We start from the raw sequence: 16,514 nt of genomic DNA, 5'->3' as shown, positions 1-16,514 counted from the left end.
GCAACAAGGGCTGCCAACCGGCCGCCTTACATCGAATCACGACGGAGATCTGACTGATGGCGAGCGCAGCGCCGGCCACTCAAATGCCACTTTTCTACAAGCAGCTCGAACCGCTTTCGAGCAATGTGCATCCGGATTTCAAGGTTCGCCCGAGCGACAAGGCTCCGTTCCTTGCTGGCGCCAATGCGATTCCGATCACGATCGACGAATTCGTCATCGCCCAGCGTTATTTCCCGATCGTCTTCACCAACGACGAAAATCCGGTTCCGCTGGCGCTGATGGGCCTCAATGAAGGCGTCAACGTCTTCGTCGACGATGAAGGCAAGCTTCTCAACAACGAAGTCTATGTCCCGGCCTATATCCGCCGCTATCCGTTCATGCTCGCCCGCGTGCAGCAGGGTGCGCAGGACTTGACCCTTTGTTTTGACAGCACTGCCGATGTGGTCGGCAAGTTCGACGAAGGTCAGGCGCTGTTCGACGGCGCGGAGCCGAGCGAAACCACGAAGAACATCATGAAGCTCTGCGAAGACTTCGAAATGTCCGTGCAGCGCACCGCCGCCTTCGTCAATGAACTGAAGGAAGCCGACCTCCTCATCGACGGCGAAATCTCGATCCAGCTGTCGGACGGCCGCCCGCCCTTCATCTATCGCGGTTTCAAGATGGTTGCCGAAGACAAGCTGCGCGAACTGCGCGGCGACACCCTGCGCAAGATGAACCAGAACGGCATCCTGCCGCTCGTCATGGCGCATATGTTCTCGCTCAGCCACGCTCGCGACATCTTCAACAAGCAGGCGATGCAGAAGAAGGGTCCGGACCTCGAAGCGACCAAGCCGGCAGCGGCCGAAGCCGTTGAAGCCCCGAAGAAGGGCAAGAAGGCCTAATCAGCCGAATTTGACGAGGGCCGCCTCATCGCGGCTCGATCAAGATCAGGCGGCCGGGAACGCGTTTCCCGGCCGCTTTTCTTTTGCCCGACCCGTTTGCCGCGCGGGACGAGTGGAGCCCGTGGCCCTTGAAAGCGCTCCCGCCATCCCTAAATCGTTAACGATACAGAGCGCGGCTCCCCCCTTGCCGCACTGTATTACGTCCTTTCGAGGGCGTTCCTCCCTGAACCTTGGCCACTCTGTGCATCGCACGGGGTGGTCATTTTTATTCGGCGGCGAGGAGGTGGGCGCCGAGCGCGGTTTCAACCAGCGCCTCCGCGACGGCGGCAATCAGATGGCTCACCGCATCGAACCCCTCACCCGCCTCGACCAGTGCCGCGTCGAGATACAGGCTGCGGTCGATTTCGATCTGAACGGCGTGCACGCCGTTTTCGGGGCGTCCATGCATCGCGGTGATGTGCCCGCCCGCATAAGGCTGGTTGAGCGCGACCTTGTGGCCCGACGCGTTGAGCACGCCCAATGCCGCATCGCGAAACGCGCTATCGGCGCTCGTGCCGTGACGATCGCCCAGAACCAGCCCCGCGCGCCCGCTGCCGTAACGCGGCGGCATGGAATGGCAATCAAGCAGGATCGCAATTCCGAATTGCCGCTTCGCCTCGGCGAGCAGGGCCGCAAGCGCCGCGTGATAGGGGCGATGCACAGCGGTGATACGCCGCTGCACCTCCGCTCCCCGCAGCCGTCCGCGCCAGATCGCCCCGATGCCGGACAAGCGGGTCGGAACAAGGCCTAGGCCGCTCCGGGCACGCGGAGAGGGCTGGAAGGGCGTTTCCGGATGCGGCGGGGCCACGGCCAGCGGATCCATGTCCTGCTCGTCCCGATTGAGGTCGATCAGCGCGCGCGGCGTTTCGGCGATGAGTGCCGTCGCCCCATTTGCCACCGCCCGCCAGATCAGGCGGTCGACCAGCCGATCCTCCAGCAGCATGAGCTGGCTCTCCGGCAACCGCGCGTCAGCGAGCAGCGCCTCGCCATAGCTGCGCCCCGCATGAGGGACCGATAGAATGAGCGGGGAAACAAGCCGGTCAGGCCCGACGCGCCGGAAAAAGGGCTCCACATCGTCGGGAAGGCGGTCGGCCATGGCTTAGGGTCCAGACTCAATTAGAGAGTGGGTTGGGATCGTCTGGAGAGCGCTTTTGGGCAGGAGAGAGCCGAAGGGCGGGCCTCGACGGCCCGATCGAGGCGATCGACGCATCCAAAAGCGCTCTCCAGACGACCGCGAAGCGGCGGACCGTCCTTTGCCGCCCGGCAGCGTCGCTCGTCGGTCACGATGCCTCAGCATCGCTCCCTCCTTTCTTCTTGCCAGACAACAAATGCCAGCCCGTCACAACCCGCTCCCTGATTGAGTCCGGACCCTCAGCGCTACGCCTGCAAGGGAACTTCCGCAACCGCATATTCTTTAAGGGCAGAGCGGCCTCTCGCTGGCCTTCTGTCCCGCCTTGGCGCATAATAGGGCGGTTCGCCGAATATGGAGGACACGAAGCCGTTTCGGAGCGCGCATGTTGAGGATTTTGCTGGCAGAGGACGACACATCGATGCGCGTCTATCTGTCGCGCGCATTGGAAAAGGTCGGCTACAGCGTCACCGCCGTTGATCGCGGCACGGCGGCGCTGCCGATCCTCGCGCACGAGCGTTTCGATCTCCTCCTCACCGACATCGTGATGCCGGAAATGGACGGGATCGAGCTCGTTCAAAAGGCCTCGGCGATCGACCCTGGCATGCGCGTCATGTTCATCACCGGATTCGCCGCTGTCGCCCTAAAAGCGGGCAAGGCGAACCCCGAGGCGCGCGTTCTGTCCAAGCCCTTCCACCTGCGGGATCTCGTCGCGGAAGTGGACCGTTTGTTCGGGAAAGAGGACCGGCACGAACAATTATGAATTTGGGCGCTTGCGTCTCCGCAAAGCCCCCGCTAATAGCCGCCCCTCGAGTGGGCGTGTAGCTCAGTGGTAGAGCACTGTGTTGACATCGCAGGGGTCGCAAGTTCAATCCTTGCCACGCCCACCATTTTCTCTTCCTATCGCTGAGAAAAGCAGGATGAACGTCCGTCGCAGGGCGTTCAGGAACCTGCGCGTGCGCCGGATTGTTGGCCTTGCCTGACAGTCGGGACGTTTTTGATGCGTGTCGGAAATTGGGCCTTTCCCACGGCAGTCTGCGCCTTGTTCGGCTTGGCGCCTGCCCGAGCCGCGCCGTCCGGCCTGCCTGTGGTTACTGAAACCCAGGCGCCGGTCCTGACCCCTGTCACGTCCGAACCACCCCTGCCTCCCGCCTACACCCTCCCGTCACCCGCACCGGCGGAGTCCCGGCGCTACGATAGCTTCGGGCGCCGGGTTGGGGCCGTGAAGTGGGAATTGGGTGGCCTCGCCGCCGCACTGACCTTGACCAATCTGCCCGTCGTGGTCCGCGACCCTCAGCCCTTCCGCTTCAAGGGCGAAGGCTGGTTCGGCAGAGACACGCCCAATGCGGGCGTCGACAAGCTCGCCCACGCCTGGAACACCTACGTTATCTCAGACATCCTCTACCGCCGCATGGCCCGAAAGACGGGCGGTGGCCCCAAAAGCGCGCGGACGGCAGCCGTGCTCGGCCTCGGCCTGCAAACCTATGGCGAATTGTTCGACTCCTTTCACAGGGGCAGCGGCTTTTCGATGGAGGATATGGCCTTCAACCTCGCCGGAGCGGGGTTCGGCGTCATGCGCCATTCGGTGCCGGGCATAGACGAAAAGGTCGATTTCCGACTGATGATCGTGCCGAACAAGGACGTCATCACCTTCCGCGGTAAGGAGCATTTCGAGCAGCAATGGTTCCTGCTTGCCGTCAAGGGATCCGGTTTCGAAGCAACGCGCCGCACCCCCCTTCGCCTTTTTGAATTCCATGTCGGCTATCATGCGTACCGCACCTCGCGGGAGGAGCGGGATCGCGGCATCGGCCCGGTGCGAAAGCCCTTCATCGGCGTCGGCCTCAACCTGTCCGAATTGTTCCTGAAAGGTAAAAAAGGATCAGCGGCGGAGATCGGTCGGGCTGCGCTCGATTATCTGCAAGTGCCTTACACGGCCGCCCATGTCGACTAAGGTCCGTGCACTCCTACTGCATTCAGCCTAGTGGGCGAGGATCAGCGGCAATTCGGCATGATCCAGCACATGACGCGTGGTGCCGCCAAGCATTGCCTCCATCACCCGCGACCGACCATAAGCGCCCAACACCAGATAACGCGCCTCCAGGTTGCGCGCAGCCTTCAGCAATGCCTCGCCGGTCGTCCCCTGCCCCCGCCGCCATTCGTGCAGTTCCGCCTTGATGCCGTGGCGCGCGAGATAGCGGCAGGCGTCGAGCGGCGGCAGGCCGAGCTCGGAATCGCCGTCCACGACAACAAGGTTCACCGTCGACGCGCGCGCCAGAAGCGGCAATGCGAAGCGAAGTGCGTGGGCTGCCTCGTCCGATCCGTTCCAGGCGACAAGGGCCGCGCCGGAACAATCGAACCCGCGCCCCCCCGAGGGCACGGCTAGGACCGGCGCGAAAGCATTGACGGACACCGCATCGGTCAAAGCGGGCGGGGATGCCTCCCCGCCGCCGCGCCGGACTGGCTGGCTTAATATGACAAGGTCCGCGAGCCGCGCTTCATTGACCAGCATTTGCGCGGGCTGCCCATCGCGATGCACCCAATCCCAGGCGACGCCTTCGCCCGCCAGCCGCTGCTCGATGCGCCTGCGATGCTCCTCCTCGGCCTCGCGCAACCCTTCGATCGCAATAGGCAGGGCATAAATCCCACCGAAGGGATCGCCGAGGATGAAGGCGTCATAAGGCGTGACGGTCAGGCAGGTGAGATGGCCGTCGAAGGCGCGGACCACGTCCAACGCCGCTTCCAGCCGCGCGCCGAGGCCCGCATCGTCATTGGCATAGAGAAGAACGGATTTCATCGACCTACCTCCACATCGGAAAGGGTGTTCGCGCATCGCGGACGCGATATGCCGGTCAGGAACAGGCCCGCCGCGGCCAGGCTGATGCCCGCGAAGAGGAAGCTCGCCGTCGCCGCGGTGGACGGCCAGCCCAGAAAGCGTTCCCACCAGGCGGTGGTGCCGAGCCCGATATAGGATATGAGGCCAAGGACGAGGTCGACCGACGCGCGCAGGATGCGGCCTTCTTCGGTGAACAGGTCCGTCGTCAGGAAGGCCGCGACCAGGTCCAGCCCCCCCCGCAGCAGCAGCCAGAGGGTAAGCAGTCCAGCCAGCCGCGCCGCCGTCCCGTCCATATTTGCGATCAGATAGCCGCCGACGCCGAGCGAAATGAGGCCGAGGATGATGTCGAGCCGCCCTTCAATCTGCTCGATCCGGCGTTGGGCGATGCCCGCGACGATCTCGATCACGCCGGCGGCGAGGATCAGGTAGCCGGTCGTGCCGATCACGGCGCGCGGATCGACCACCTCCACGCCGATCGCCGCCAGCCCGCAACCGAGCATCAGGAGTCCGCACACCAGCAGCACGAAACGCTGGGGCCTTTCGCCCCTTGCTGGCTCGCGTGAAAGGGTCTGCGCCATGCTTCCATCCTTTCATGCCGACAACGCATGATGTTGCCCGAAAGTATCACGTTCCGGGCATAAAATCACCAAGGGCCGCCGTGCTACTTACGGACTCGGAACGAACTTCCAGAATGGGTGTTCATGCCCGACGTCGAGCAAGTTTCGAGGGGGGAATGGTTTCACGTTTTTCAGGATCGCGCATGGCGGGGGCCTTGGCTTTCGGTCCATCACGCTCGGCTTTGTCATTCCTCATCCTGACCGCGACGACGCCTGTCGTGGCGCAAACCGCGCCGGAAGAACCGATCGTTTCCGACAGCCAGTTCGAAGAGGCCCTGCCCGCGCTCGATCCGGCGCTCGACGCGCCCTTACAGCCGATCGAAGAGTTCGAGCTTCCCCCGATCGATGAGACGGCACCCGCCGTCCCCGCGCCGCAGACTGGCGCGCCTGCTACCGTAACGCCCGAGGCTCCCGGCACGGATCCCGCTTTGGCCGAACCGCTGACCCCGCTCGCCACTTTCGACGTCAATGTGCCCGAGGCGACCGAGCAGGTGATCGATCCCGCCGCGCCCGAACCCGTGCAATTCACCTTCCGCACCGAAGGGCTGGATGAAGTGGATCTTAAGAATCGCTTCCTCGACCTCTCGGCGCTTGAGGATGCGGACGGCGAACTCACCAACGGCGCAATGGTCGCGGCACGGGCGCGGGAGGATGAGCGGCTCGCCATCACCATCCTGCGCTCGGAAGGCTATTATGACGGAATCGCCGTTGCGACCGTCACGCAGCGCCCCGATGAGCCCGGCCAGCTCGATGTCGTGCTCACCGCCGCCCCCGGCGATCAATATAAGCTCGCCTCCATCGCGATCACCGGTGCCGCGCCCGAGCCGACCGCCATCGCGACCGAAGCGCTGGACCTGAAGGTCGGCGACCCGATCATCGCGGTCGACGTGGAGGCCGCCGAAGCCCGCGTCGCCCTTCGCCTGCCGCAGCAGGGCTATCCCTTCCCGGAAATCGGCCTTCGCGACATCGCGCTCGATCCCGCGACCGATACGGGCGACTATGTCCTGCCGCTCACGTCCGGCCCGAAGGCGCGGTTCGGCGGCTATCGCACCGAAGGCGATCTTGCCTTCGACGCCGAACATGTCGGCGTCCTCGCCCGCTTCGAGCGCGACGAACTCTACGATCGCCGCCTCGTCGACGATCTGCGCGAAGCGATGGTCGCCACAAACCTCTTCGACAGCGTTTCCGCCGAGCCGGTCCTTACCGGAGAAACAGCGCCGGACGGCACCCAATATGTCGACATCCTCGTCCGTCAGGATGCCGGCCCGCCGCGCTCCATCTCGGCCAATGGCGGCTACAATACCGGCGAGGGCTTCCGCGCCGAGGTGAGCTGGGAACATCGCAACATGTTTCCGCCCGAAGGCGCGCTGCGCGTCGCGGCCGTGGGCGGCACGCAGGAACAATCGCTTGGCGTCCAGTTCCGCCGCTCCAATGCGGGCAAGCGCGACCGCACCGTCTTCCTCACCGCCGAAGCGGCACGGCGCGATTATGACGCGTTCGAGGCCTATACCGCGACGCTCGCGGGGCGGATCAGCCGGGAATCGACACCGATCTGGCAGAAGAAGTGGACTTGGTCCTACGGCGCCGAACTCATCGCCACGAACGAGGATCGCTTCAGCTTCGAAACCGGCGAGCGCGAGCGCGCGACCTTCTTCATCGGCGCGGTGCCATTGCAGATCGGCTATGACGCCTCGGACAACCTCCTCGATCCCACCAAGGGTTTCCGCATCACCGCGCGGACCAGCCCGGAAGTCGCGCTGCAGAACGGCACCCGGCCTTATGCCCGGACGATGATCGACGGCAGCGCTTATTATCCGGTGAGCGACAGCCTGGTCATTGCAGGCCGCGCGCGGTTTGGCACGATCAGCGGCATCGACCGCGACGACCTTGCCCCCTCGCGCCGTTATTATGGCGGCGGCGGCGGATCGGTGCGCGGCTTCGGCCATCAGGAGCTTGGGCCTCGCGACCCGAACGGCGATCCATTGGGTGGTCGCAGCGTCAACGAATTCGCGCTCGAAGCCCGCTACCGCTTCGGCAATTTCGGCATCGTGCCCTTCATCGACGCAGGTCAGGTCTATAGCGGTCAATTCCCCAAATTCTCCGACCTGCGCTTCGGTGCCGGGATCGGCGGACGCATGTACACGAATTTCGGCCCATTGCGCGTCGACGTCGCGACCCCGCTCGGGCGGCGCGAGGGCGAGAGCCGCATCGCGCTTTACATCTCGATCGGACAGGCCTTCTGATGGTCGAGGAAGCGCAGGAAACGATCGTCGTCCGCCATCATCGCGGACGCCGCGCCCTGAAATGGGGCGCCATCGCGATCGGCGCGATCCTGTTGCTCGTCCTGGCCCTCTTCATCGGGATCAACACCCGGTTCGGACAGAATTACGTCGTCAAGCAGATCAACAATCTGGAAATGGCATCCGGCCTCGACATCGATGTCGGCCGGATCGAAGGCGACATATTCGGCGACCTCATCGTCCACGACCTCGTCCTGCGCGATCCGAAGGGCATTTTCTTCGCCGCCCCCCGCGTCGAACTCGACTGGCGCCCGCTCTCCTATTTCCAGAACCATATCGATATACGATCAGCGGTGATCCCGCAGGCCGGACTCTTCCGCCTGCCCGAATTGCGCTCTTCGGGCGATCCTAACGCGCCCCTGCTTCCCGACATCGATATCGACATCGGCCGTATCCGGATTGACCAGCTCGGCATATCCCCCGCCGTCACCGGGAAGCGCCATTTGCTGAAGCTCCTCGGCCAGGCCAAGATCGCGGACGGCCGCGCGCAAGTGGCGCTCGATGCAGGCGCGGTCGCGGCGCTCGGCCTACCCGGCGGCGACCGCCTTCGCCTGAAGCTCGATGGCGTGCCGGACCAGAACCGCTTCGACCTCGAAGCCCGTCTGGACGCGCCCGGCAATGGCTTCGTGGCGGCGCTCTCCGGCATCAAGCAGCCGCTCCGCGTGGCGATCGGCGGCAAGGGCAGCTGGGCGAATTGGCAGGGCCGCGCCCAGGCCATGCTCGGGGACCGTGGCCTCGCCAACCTCGCCATCACGGGCCGCGACGGCCTGTTCGACGTCAATGGACGGATGCGCCCGGACCTCCTGCTTTCAGGCCCCGCTCAGCGCCTCACCGCCCCGCTCGTCCAGCTCAACCTCACCACCCGCCTCGCCGACCGCAAGGCCGACACGAGGCTCCGCCTCAACAGCGCGGCGGCGGCCATCGCCATGGAGGGCATGATCGACCTGGGCGAAAGCCGGTTCGACAATGTACGCGTCGCGGCACGCCTCCTCCGCCCCGGCGCCATCGCGCCCAACCTGTCGGCACGCGACCTCGACCTCGCCCTTGTCCTGAACGGCGGCTTCGGCACACCCGATGTCGCCTATCGCCTGACCGCCGCCTCGGTCGGGTTCGACGAGACGATCGTACAGGGCCTGGGCGCGGAGGGCCGCGCCCGGGTCAACACAGACCGCATCGTCATCCCCGTCAGTGCGCGCGCCACGCGGATCGCGGGCCTCAACCCGGCGCTTGGCGGTCTGCTCACCAACGTCGCCCTGAACGGCACCTTCGCCATCGCCGACGGGCGCGCTCTGTCGGACGACCTCAAGATCCGCTCCGACAAATTGAACGCCACCGCCATCGTCGTCGCCGACTTCAACAGCGGCCGCTACACCGGCGCCATCAACGGCCGGGTGAATAATTACCTGATCGAGGGGATCGGCATCGTCGATCTCGACACCAATCTCGACGTTATCAGCACCGCTGCAGGCTTCGGCGTCGAAGGCCGCGTGGCGCTCCGCACCCGCCGTATCGACGTCAGCGCCGCCCGCGACCTACTGGGCGGCAATGCGACGGCCAGCGCCAATCTCCGCATGGACCCGAGCGGCCTCATCCGCTTCTCCAACGTCCGCCTCAACGCGCCTTTATTCCGCGTCACCTCCGGCGACGGCACATACAGCCCCGGCGGTCAGCTCAACGTCCGGGCGACTGCCGTCTCCAGCCAATATGGCCCCCTCGCCGTGCGAGTCACCGGCACTGCGAGCCAGCCCCTCGTCCGCCTGCGCGCGGCAAGTCCGGGCTTTGGCGTCGGTCTTTCCGACGTCGAAGCGACGGTACGCGGCACGGGACGCGGCTATCAGGTGAACGCCACCGGCCAGTCGCAATATGGCCCGTTCAGCGCCGACGTCACGATCCTGACCGGGCGTGGCCCGCTCACCATCGACGTCTCGCTCGTCCGTTTCGCCGGGATCGACTTTGCTGGGCGCGTCCAGCAGACCGCCGCCGGGCCCTTCGCTGGGCAGCTCAGCCTCAACGGATCGGGCCTTACCGGCACTGTCCGGCTCGCCGCTGCCGGGCGCTACCAGCAGGCGCAGGTGTCGGCGCAGGCCAATGGCGCACGCATTCCAGGCGAGCAGCCGATCCTCATCCAGCGCGGCCTCATCGAAGCCACCGCCATTCTCTATCCCGATGGCCCCTCCATCAATGGCGACGCCCAGCTTGCCGGAGTACGCAGCGGCCAGTTCAGCCTCACCCGCGCCCGCGCTCGCGCGCAAATGCAGGGCGGCACCGGCACCGTGAAGCTCTTCGCCGAAGGTGCGAGCGGCACGCCCTTCACCATCGCGGGCAATGCGCAAGTCACGCCCAACCGCATCCTCGCCGCGTTGCAGGGCCGGGTGAACGACATCCCTTTCCGCCTCGAACGGCCCGCCGATGTGCGCAAGTCCGCGCAGGGCTGGCAGCTCCTCCCCGCCACCCTCGTCCTCCCGCAGGGCAATGTCCGCCTCGCCGGGCGCTTTGGCGACGGCGTCACGCTCCAAACGCGGATGAACAATCTCGATCTCTCCATCGCCAACGCCTTCGCGCCGAACCTCGGCCTTGGCGGACGGGCGAGCGGCGGCGTGGATTTCGTCCAGGCCAGCGGCGCCGCCTTCCCGCGCGCCGATCTCCGCCTCAATATCGACGACTTCACCCGCACCGGCGTCGCCACCCGCTCCACTCCGGTCGACATGTCGGTGGCCGGCACGCTTCGCCCGGAAGGCGGGGCAGTGAATGCCGTCATCCGGCGCGGTGGACCGGTGATCGGCCGCCTGCAGGCCCGCCTCCAGCCGCTGTCAGCGGGTGCCGGAAGCTGGATGACCCGCCTCCTCGCCTCGCCACTGTCCGGCGGCATCCGTTATAACGGCCCCGCTGAAGTGCTCTGGTCGCTGTCGGGCCTCTCCGATCAGCAACTCTCGGGCCCGATCGGCCTCGCCGCCGATTTCAGCGGGCGGGTGCAGCGCCCGCAATTGACCGGCGTCGTCCGCGCCAACAATTTGACCTTCGTCGATGAAACCTACGGCACTCGCCTTACCAAAATGGCGGTCCAGGGGCGGTTCGCCGCCTCGCGCCTTGAGCTGACGCAGATCAGCGCGCGGGCTGGCGAAGGCACGATCACGGGCCGCGGCAGCGTCGATCTCGCCTCCGCCGCCGGTTTCCCGATCGACGTGCAGCTCGATCTAGACAAAGCCCAGCTCGCCCGCTCCGACGCGCTCGGCGCCACCGTGTCCGGCCGCATCGCCGTCACCAATGGCCCAAACCAGCCCGCCCTCATCAGCGGCGACCTGCGCCTGCCCGAAGCCCGCTACCGCTTCGTGCGGCAGGGATCGGCGGAGGTCGCGGTGCTGGAGGGCGTCCACCTGCGCGGCGAACCGATCGCCCGTCCGGAAGAGGAGGACACGGCCGGTCCGCCCAGCATCTGGAATCTCGATTTGCGCGTCCGCGCCGACAATCAGGTGTTCATCTCCGGCATGGGCCTCGAATCCGAATGGGAAACCGACATCGCGGTGCGCGGCACGACCAGCGCACCACGCGTCGAGGGTTTCGCGGAGGTCATTCGCGGCACTTACAGCTTCGGCGGCCGCCGCTTCGACATCGCAGAAGGCCGGATCGAATTTACCGGCGGGCGCCGCATCGAACCGCGCATCCAGCTCGCGGCGAGCACGGAAGTCGAAGGCATCACCGCGACGATCAACGTCACCGGCTCATCCTCCAACCCGCAGATCGCGCTCACTTCGACGCCTGCCTTGCCGCAGGACGAAATCCTGTCGCGCATCTTCTTCGGCGGTTCCGTAACGGACCTTTCTGCAACCCAGGCACTGCAACTGGCCGCATCGCTCAACTCCCTGCGCGGCGGCGGGGGCGGCCTCAATCCGCTCGGTAAGCTCCAGTCGGCAAGCGGCATCGACCGCCTTCGCATCCTGGGGTCGGACGAAGCCACCGGACGCGGCACCGCAATCGCGGCTGGCTTCTACATCAGCAACGACATCTATCTCGAAATTATCACGGACGCGCGCGGCTTTACCGCAACGCAGATCGAAATCGCTCTGTCCCGCGCCTTGAGCGTCCTCTCCGCGGCAAGCTCGGCGGGTGGTTCCGGAGTGAGTGTACGCTACCGGAAGGAGTATTGATTGGTTTAGGGTAGGTGCACGAATCGTATTGCTCAGTTTGTACCGGAGTATTTGAATGACGAAGGTTCTGTTGGCGGAGGACGATCCGCTCACCCTGTCGGGCATCGAACTCCTCCTCGCGAACAGCAATTACAAGGTCGCCGCCGCCGTCACCAATGGGGAGGAAGTGCTGGACGAAATTGCGTCCGCTCGGCCCGACGTGCTGATCCTCGACGTTGACATGCCCGGCCGCACCGGCCTCGACATCTTGCGCACGCTTCGCAGCCGGGGGGACCAGCGCCCCGTCATCCTCCTCACCGGCCGCATCAACGATCAGAAGGCGACCGAAGCGATGCAACTCGGCGTCAACGGCCTCGTCATCAAATCCGCCGCGCCCAGGGATCTCGTACCCTGCCTCGATATGGTGATGCAGGGCCGCCGCTGGCTCGACCATGAAGTGCTTCAGCGCGCGATGGATTACACCCTCGGCGACAATGCGGGCGGTGACCCCCTAAAACCCTTAAGCCCCCGCGAACGCGCCATTGCCGGTCTCGTCCAGCAGGGCCTCCGCAACAAGGAAGTCGCCTCCGAACTCGGCCTCACCGAAGGCACGGTCAAGGTCCACCTCCACAAGATTTTTGACAAGCTGGAAATCAAGAGCCGCGCGGAATTGATCCTCCTGGCAAAGGCTGGGGATTAACGCCCTCGTCCCGGGCTCACCACTCACCCTACGCACACCCCCACCGCTAGCCCTGAGCTTCGAAGGGCGTGTGAATCGCACCTTGCCCACGCCCTTCGACAGGCTCAGGGTTAGCGGCTGAGTGGAATTCAGTGAACAAAGCGGCGGCGAGGAGCGCTCGTTCGCTCCAGAAGCATCAGCTCCCCGCACACCGCTAGTCCTGAGCTTGTCGAAGGACGTGTGAACCCTTCTCACGCCCTTCGACAAGCTCAGGACTAGCGGTACTCGGGCAAGAAGCCCTCACCCCTCAGGCAGCAATAAACTCGCATCCCCATAGGAATAGAAGCGATATCCATCCGCAATCGCATGGGCATAGGCCGCTTGCATCACCTCACGCCCCATCAATGCCGAAACCAGCATGAACAGGGTCGATTTGGGCAAATGGAAGTTGGTCATCAGCCCATCCACCACCCGGAATCGATAACCCGGAGTAATAAAGATCGCCGTATCATCCGCGAACGGCCGGACCAGCCCATCCTCGCCCGCCGCGCTTTCCAGCAGGCGCAGGCTCGTCGTGCCAACCGCGATGATCCGTCCCCCGGCAGCGCGCGCAGCATTGATGCGCTCCGCCGTCGCGCCATCGATCCGGCCCCATTCGCTATGCATGCGATGATCGTCCGTATCGTCGGCCTTGACCGGCAGGAAGGTGCCCGCCCCGACGTGGAGCGTCAGCGTCTCGTGAAGCACGCTCTTCGCATCGAGCGCGGCGAGCAGCTCAGGCGTGAAATGCAGCGCGGCGGTCGGCGCGGCGACGGCGCCCTTCTCCTTCGCGAACATCGTCTGATAATCGGACAAATCCCGTTCGTCCGTGTCGCGCTTGCCCGCAATATAGGGCGGCAGCGGCATCCGCCCCGCCCGCTCGAGCAGCACCTCCACCGGCTCCTCGCCATCAAAGGTGAGGAGAAAGCCGCCATCCTCCCCGCGCTCGCCGGCAATGGCGGAAACGTTCGCGCCGAAATCGATCCGGTCGCCATCCTTCAGCCTCTTGGCGTTGCGGATGAAGGCACGCCAGCTGCGCAAACCCTCACGCTTGTGCAGCGTCGCACCGATCCGCGCCTCACCGCGCAGCCCCTCAAGCTGGGCGGGAATGACGCGCGTGTCGTTGAAGACGAGCATATCGCCCGCACGCAAAAGGCCCGGAAGATCCGAAACGATCCGATCCTCCATCGCCCCGCCGCCGCGCACGACAAGCATCCGCGCGGCATCGCGCGGGCTGACGGGCCGGAGCGCGATCCGCTCCTGCGGCAGTTCGAAATCGAAAAGATCGACGCGCATCAGCGCGCTTCGTCCATCAGTTTTGCGGCGTCGGTGCCGGAACCGGAGCTGGCGCCGGGGCGGGAACCGGCGGTGCGGCAGCGGCCAGCTCGGCAGGCGAAAGCGGCGGCACATTATCGGCGCCGATCGACGCGCGAACGATGCGCGACGGATTGATCGGCGGCTCGCCCCGCTGGATCGCATCGACATATTGCATGCCGCTCACCACACGGCCGAATACCGTATATTTATTGTCCAGCGTCAGGCGCGGTATGAACATGATGAAGAACTGGCTGTTCGCGCTGTTTGGATCGCCCGCCCGCGCCATGGATACGGCGCCGCGCACGTGCGGCAGGCCGTTAAACTCCGCCGTCAGGTCGGGCAGCTGCGAACCGCCCTCGCCCGTGCCCTGCGGGTCGCCGGTCTGTGCCATGAAGCCTTCGATCACGCGATGGAAAAGCAGGTTGTTGTAGAAGCCCTGGCGGGTCAGCGTTTTGATCCGCTCGACATGATTGGGCGCGATATCCGGGCGCAGCTGGATGCTGACCCGGCCGCCGGTCGACAGATCGAGATGAAGGGTGTTTTCAGGCTCCAGCGCCGGAACATTGATTAGCGCCTTGGCTTTCGCGGCGGCATCGGTCGCTGCGGCTTGCGTCATCGCTGCCGTCGATGCGCTGGCTTCACGAGGCACCGGGTTGCCCGCAGTTTGCGCGCCAAGCGGCGAAGTCAGCGCCAGGCCGGCGATCAGGGCGAAAACGGGTTTGAAACGCATGATATCGAGGATCCTTGGGATATGCCCTGACGGCTTTGCCGCCCTTCTGCTTAGCTCAAGCTGAACGATCAAGAGCCTTTGCGGCCAATCGCGTCGACGCGGGCACCGACTTCGGCGGCGACGACGGGCGGCACGAACTTGGATATGTCTCCGCCGTACATGGCGATTTCCTTGACGAGGCGGGACGCAATGGGCTGCAGCGACACGTCCGCCATAAGGAAGACGGTCTCGATCTCGGCGTTGATTTGCTGGTTCATCCCCGCCATCTGATATTCATATTCGAAGTCCGCGACGGCGCGCAGGCCGCGCAGGATCATCGACGCGCCCTCCCGCTCGGCGAAATCCATCAGCAGCGAATCGAATGCGACGACCTTGATGTCGCCCGGAATGTCCGCAATTTCGCGGCGCACCATGGCGAGCCGCTCCTCCAAGCTGAACATCGGCGATTTGGACGGATTGGTTGTAACCCCGATCACCAGGCAATCAACCAGCTTCGCGCCGCGCCGGATGATATCCATATGGCCAAGCGTGATGGGATCGAACGTCCCGGGATAGACTGCGGTGCGGGTCATGCTTCCCAATATCCAAGAATGTAGCGGCCGGTCATCAATGATCGCGCTCGATGACGAAGCGGGCGATGGCGCGGAGCAGATCGGCCTCCGCTCCGAAATCCTTCAGATGATCGATCGCCTGGTCGACCAGCATATGCGCCTGCTGCCGCGCCCGTTCGACGCCGAGCAGCGACACAAAGGTTTCCTTGCCCGCCGCCGCATCCTTGCCGACCTTCTTCCCCGTCACCGCCTCATCACCCTCGACGTCGAGAAGATCGTCGGCAATCTGGAAGGCGAGGCCGAGATCGCGGGCATAGCCGCGCAAACTCGTGCGGCCCTCGGTCGGGATGCGCGCCATGATCGCCGCCGCTTCCAGGCAAAAGCCAATGAGCGCGCCGGTCTTCAGCTGCTGCAAACGGGTAACGGCGGCGAGGTCCATCTGCTCCTGCGCGGCCATCAAATCCATCATCTGGCCGCCCGCCATGCCCGCCGGGCCGGATGCCCGCGCGAGCTCGGCCACCAGCTCCACCCGCACCGCATGATCGTCGCTGATGCGCGGATCGGCGAGCACCTGAAAGGCGAGGTCATGCAGGCAGTCGCCCGCTAGCACTGCCGTACATTCGTCGAATGCCTTGTGCGTGGTCGGCTTGCCCCGGCGCAGATCGTCATCGTCCATGCACGGCAAATCGTCGTGGATCAGCGAATAGACGTGAATGCATTCGACGGCGAGGCCAACGCGAAGCGCGCGGGCCCGGTCGATGCCGAAGAGGTTGGACGCCGCAACCACCAGCAGGGGCCGCATCCGCTTGCCGCCGCCGATCGCGGCATATCGCATCGCCTCGTAAAGCCGCGCGCGTTGATCCTGCGGGACTGCAAGCAGCTGATCGAACAGCCGATCGATGTCCGCGCCGATTTCATCGATGGCGCTTTTCAGCAGGGCTTGGCTCTCGGCCACGGCTGCGGTCATTCGCTGTCGAACGGAACCGTGCCGGACGGCTGCCCGCCCGGACCAAACTGAATCTTCTCGATTCTAGCCTGCGCCGCTTGCAGTCGCGCCTCGCATTGCTGCTTCAAACGGTCGCCCTCGGCATAAAGCTCGATCGACTGGTCGAGCGATGCCTCCCCGCTTTCGAGCTTCCGCACGATTTCCTCCAGCCGCTTCAGCGCGGCTTCGAAGGACAATTGCTCGATGGGTTCAGCCTGTTCCTGCATGACGCCATGCTTTGACGCTCCGACGGGCGGGGGTCAAGATCGGCCGCGCCGCCCTCCACCCGC

Annotated in this window: 14 protein-coding genes and 1 tRNA gene; 7 read left to right on the top strand and 8 right to left on the bottom strand. The window is 65.0% G+C overall.

Annotated features, from left to right (window positions below; translation table 11 throughout):
- Positions 1-56: 56 nt before the first annotated feature.
- Positions 57-881 (top strand): SapC family protein, encoded by an 825-nt coding sequence (locus C7I56_RS02255; RefSeq protein ID WP_106638912.1) that lies wholly within the window; start codon positions 57-59, stop codon positions 879-881.
- 265 nt (positions 882-1,146) lie between these two features.
- Here the strand turns inward: C7I56_RS02255 and C7I56_RS02250 are convergent, their stop codons facing one another.
- Positions 1,147-2,016, bottom strand: coding sequence for an N-formylglutamate amidohydrolase (locus C7I56_RS02250; RefSeq protein WP_106638911.1), 870 nt, complete (start codon positions 2,014-2,016; stop codon positions 1,147-1,149).
- Between the two features lie 418 nt (positions 2,017-2,434).
- On the opposite strand from C7I56_RS02250, the gene cpdR reads away from it, so the two are divergent.
- The 3 genes from cpdR (at position 2,435) to C7I56_RS02235 (ending at position 4,000) form a co-directional block, all read left to right on the top strand.
- Positions 2,435-2,812 (top strand): cell cycle two-component system response regulator CpdR, encoded by a 378-nt coding sequence (gene cpdR / locus C7I56_RS02245; RefSeq protein WP_106638910.1) that lies wholly within the window; start codon positions 2,435-2,437, stop codon positions 2,810-2,812.
- Positions 2,813-2,864: 52 nt separating this feature from the next.
- Positions 2,865-2,939: transfer RNA gene (locus tag C7I56_RS02240), tRNA-Val, on the top strand.
- A gap of 110 nt (positions 2,940-3,049) precedes the next feature.
- Positions 3,050-4,000 (top strand): DUF2279 domain-containing protein, encoded by a 951-nt coding sequence (locus tag C7I56_RS02235; protein WP_106638909.1) that lies wholly within the window; start codon positions 3,050-3,052, stop codon positions 3,998-4,000.
- Between the two features lie 27 nt (positions 4,001-4,027).
- Here C7I56_RS02235 and C7I56_RS02230 read toward each other — a convergent pair whose 3' ends face one another.
- Both C7I56_RS02230 and C7I56_RS02225 read right to left on the bottom strand, forming a co-directional pair.
- A complete protein-coding gene (locus C7I56_RS02230) occupies positions 4,028-4,843 on the bottom strand; it encodes a universal stress protein (RefSeq protein WP_158702959.1) in 816 nt (271 codons plus the stop codon).
- Positions 4,840-5,460, bottom strand: a complete 621-nt coding sequence (locus tag C7I56_RS02225; protein WP_158702958.1) for a DUF308 domain-containing protein — start codon at positions 5,458-5,460, stop codon at positions 4,840-4,842. Before C7I56_RS02225 ends, C7I56_RS02230 begins: the two co-directional genes overlap by 4 nt.
- Positions 5,461-5,642: 182 nt before the next feature.
- On the opposite strand from C7I56_RS02225, the gene C7I56_RS02220 reads away from it, so the two are divergent.
- From C7I56_RS02220 to C7I56_RS02210, 3 genes are read left to right on the top strand one after another with little or no spacing between them, the layout of a single operon-like run.
- Complete coding sequence (locus tag C7I56_RS02220) at positions 5,643-7,742, top strand: autotransporter assembly complex protein TamA (protein ID WP_106638906.1); 2,100 nt, start codon at positions 5,643-5,645, stop codon at positions 7,740-7,742.
- Complete coding sequence (locus C7I56_RS02215; protein ID WP_106638905.1) at positions 7,742-11,944, top strand: translocation/assembly module TamB domain-containing protein; 4,203 nt, start codon at positions 7,742-7,744, stop codon at positions 11,942-11,944. The genes C7I56_RS02220 and C7I56_RS02215 overlap by 1 nt, the downstream gene beginning before the upstream one ends.
- A gap of 55 nt (positions 11,945-11,999) precedes the next feature.
- Positions 12,000-12,623: a response regulator transcription factor gene (locus tag C7I56_RS02210; protein WP_106638904.1), complete on the top strand. Its 624-nt coding sequence runs from the start codon at positions 12,000-12,002 to the stop codon at positions 12,621-12,623.
- Positions 12,624-12,902: 279 nt separating this feature from the next.
- Here the strand turns inward: C7I56_RS02210 and queA are convergent, their stop codons facing one another.
- The 5 genes from queA to C7I56_RS02185 form a co-directional block, all read right to left on the bottom strand.
- The gene (queA, locus tag C7I56_RS02205; protein WP_106638903.1) at positions 12,903-13,937 is read right to left on the bottom strand and encodes a tRNA preQ1(34) S-adenosylmethionine ribosyltransferase-isomerase QueA; all 1,035 of its coding nucleotides are present in this window, start codon (positions 13,935-13,937) and stop codon (positions 12,903-12,905) included.
- A 16-nt stretch (positions 13,938-13,953) separates the two neighbouring features.
- A complete protein-coding gene (locus tag C7I56_RS02200; protein WP_106638902.1) occupies positions 13,954-14,688 on the bottom strand; it encodes a peptidylprolyl isomerase in 735 nt (244 codons plus the stop codon).
- A 68-nt stretch (positions 14,689-14,756) separates the two neighbouring features.
- Positions 14,757-15,260 carry a pantetheine-phosphate adenylyltransferase gene (gene coaD, locus C7I56_RS02195; RefSeq protein WP_106638901.1) on the bottom strand — a complete coding sequence of 168 codons (504 nt, stop codon included), beginning with the start codon at positions 15,258-15,260 and terminating at the stop codon, positions 14,757-14,759.
- Positions 15,261-15,294: 34 nt separating this feature from the next.
- Positions 15,295-16,206, bottom strand: a complete 912-nt coding sequence (locus C7I56_RS02190) for a polyprenyl synthetase family protein (protein WP_106638900.1) — start codon at positions 16,204-16,206, stop codon at positions 15,295-15,297.
- Complete coding sequence (locus tag C7I56_RS02185) at positions 16,203-16,451, bottom strand: exodeoxyribonuclease VII small subunit (protein ID WP_106638899.1); 249 nt, start codon at positions 16,449-16,451, stop codon at positions 16,203-16,205. The genes C7I56_RS02190 and C7I56_RS02185 overlap by 4 nt, the downstream gene beginning before the upstream one ends.
- Positions 16,452-16,514 lie beyond the last annotated feature (63 nt).

The organism is Allosphingosinicella vermicomposti (assembly GCF_003012815.1).
Lineage (GTDB): Bacteria > Pseudomonadota > Alphaproteobacteria > Sphingomonadales > Sphingomonadaceae > Allosphingosinicella > Allosphingosinicella vermicomposti.
The sequence above is the reverse complement of the archived record's forward strand: the minus strand, read 5'-3'. Positions and strand labels throughout refer to the sequence as shown.

Excerpts from the sequence above, each read along its gene's own strand:
- C7I56_RS02185 (WP_106638899.1), bottom strand. The coding sequence starts at position 16,451 with ATGCAGGAACAGGCTGAACCCATCGAGCAATTGTCCTTCGAAGCCGCG.
- C7I56_RS02220 (WP_106638906.1), top strand. The coding sequence starts at position 5,643 with ATGGCGGGGGCCTTGGCTTTCGGTCCATCACGCTCGGCTTTGTCATTC.
- cpdR (WP_106638910.1), top strand. The coding sequence starts at position 2,435 with ATGTTGAGGATTTTGCTGGCAGAGGACGACACATCGATGCGCGTCTAT.
- C7I56_RS02210 (WP_106638904.1), top strand. The coding sequence starts at position 12,000 with ATGACGAAGGTTCTGTTGGCGGAGGACGATCCGCTCACCCTGTCGGGC.
- queA (WP_106638903.1), bottom strand. The coding sequence starts at position 13,937 with ATGCGCGTCGATCTTTTCGATTTCGAACTGCCGCAGGAGCGGATCGCG.
- C7I56_RS02215 (WP_106638905.1), top strand. The coding sequence starts at position 7,742 with ATGGTCGAGGAAGCGCAGGAAACGATCGTCGTCCGCCATCATCGCGGA.
- C7I56_RS02235 (WP_106638909.1), top strand. The coding sequence starts at position 3,050 with ATGCGTGTCGGAAATTGGGCCTTTCCCACGGCAGTCTGCGCCTTGTTC.
- coaD (WP_106638901.1), bottom strand. The coding sequence starts at position 15,260 with ATGACCCGCACCGCAGTCTATCCCGGGACGTTCGATCCCATCACGCTT.
- C7I56_RS02200 (WP_106638902.1), bottom strand. The coding sequence starts at position 14,688 with ATGCGTTTCAAACCCGTTTTCGCCCTGATCGCCGGCCTGGCGCTGACT.
- C7I56_RS02230 (WP_158702959.1), bottom strand. The coding sequence starts at position 4,843 with ATGAAATCCGTTCTTCTCTATGCCAATGACGATGCGGGCCTCGGCGCG.
- C7I56_RS02255 (WP_106638912.1), top strand. The coding sequence starts at position 57 with ATGGCGAGCGCAGCGCCGGCCACTCAAATGCCACTTTTCTACAAGCAG.
- C7I56_RS02250 (WP_106638911.1), bottom strand. The coding sequence starts at position 2,016 with ATGGCCGACCGCCTTCCCGACGATGTGGAGCCCTTTTTCCGGCGCGTC.
- C7I56_RS02190 (WP_106638900.1), bottom strand. The coding sequence starts at position 16,206 with ATGACCGCAGCCGTGGCCGAGAGCCAAGCCCTGCTGAAAAGCGCCATC.
- C7I56_RS02225 (WP_158702958.1), bottom strand. The coding sequence starts at position 5,460 with ATGGCGCAGACCCTTTCACGCGAGCCAGCAAGGGGCGAAAGGCCCCAG.